This window comes from Streptomyces sp. NPDC057137 (assembly GCF_042670825.1).
In the GTDB taxonomy this organism is placed as follows: domain Bacteria; phylum Actinomycetota; class Actinomycetes; order Streptomycetales; family Streptomycetaceae; genus Streptomyces.
On sequence record NZ_JBHUUW010000155.1, the window covers coordinates 1 to 1094 of the forward strand.

The following is a 1094-nucleotide window of genomic DNA, read 5'->3' on the forward strand; positions in this document are numbered from 1 at the left end:
TTGACCGGGTTGCGCGGCTCGTGGGCCGCGCGACCCGGTCAACGTCCCTGCCGGCAGCACTACGCCTTCTGGCACCCCGGGCACCAGAAGAGGTTGCGGGCGACGAGTGACGCCGTGCGGATCTCGCTGCCGCACAGATGGCACGGCATGGTCGCGCGCCGGTAGACGTACACCTCGCCGCCGTGGTCGTCCACGCGCGGCGCGCGGCCCATCGCCTCGGGCAGATGCTCGGGCCGTACGGTGTCGATGCGGTTGTGGCGTACGCCCTCGCGCATCAGCGCGACGAGGTCGGACCAGATCGCGTCCCACTCGGCGCGGGTGAGGTCACGGCCGGTGCGGTACGGGTCGATGCCGTGCCGGAAGAGGACTTCGGCCCGGTAGACGTTGCCGACGCCCGCGATGATCTTCTGGTCCATGAGCAGGGCGGCGACGGTGGTACGGGAGCGGGAGATCCGCGCCCAGGCGCGCTCGGGGTCGTTGCCCGGCGCGTCCGGCGGGCGCAGCGGGTCGGGGCCGAGCCGGTCGTGTATCGCCTGCTTCTCCGGTTCGGTGATCAGGGCGCAGGTGGTGGGGCCGCGCAGCTCCAGGTACGACGTGTCGTTGAGCAGGCGCAGCCGGACGGTGTCGGTGGGCGGCGGAGCGGGGGTGTCGCCGAGTGCGACCTTCCCGAAGAGGCCGAGGTGGACATGGATCCAGCCGCTGTCGCCGAAGCCGACGAAGAGATGCTTCCCATGGGCGCTCGCCCCGTCGATCACCCGGCCGTCGAGGAGCGCGGCGCTCTCGGTGAACCGGCCCTGGGGGCTGCTGACGCGTGCCGGGGCCGCGGCGAAGTGGCCGGTGAGGTCCTGGGCGAGGCGGTGGATCGTATGCCCCTCGGGCACGGGGACTCCTTGGCGCGTGGGTACATGGGGGGTGACATGGCGGTGGGGGGGGGGCGGGGGGGGCCGCGGGCCCCGGCGGGGGGGGGGGGGCCCGCGCCCCCCCCCCGGGGGGGGGGGGGCCCCCCCGGGCGGCCCGGGGGGGGGGGGGGGGGGCGCCCCCCCCCCCCCCCCCCCCCCCCGCCCCCCCCCCCCCCCCCCCGGGGCGCCGCCCGC

The 1094-nt window shown here is 76.6% G+C and carries 1 protein-coding gene; it reads right to left on the reverse strand.

The genetic code is table 11. The features are described from left to right. Nucleotides 1-59: 59 nt before the first annotated feature. Nucleotides 60-881, reverse strand: a complete 822-nt coding sequence (locus ACFT9I_RS40330; RefSeq protein ID WP_382572890.1) for an Fpg/Nei family DNA glycosylase — start codon at nucleotides 879-881, stop codon at nucleotides 60-62. Between the last annotated feature and the right edge of the window lie 213 nt (nucleotides 882-1094).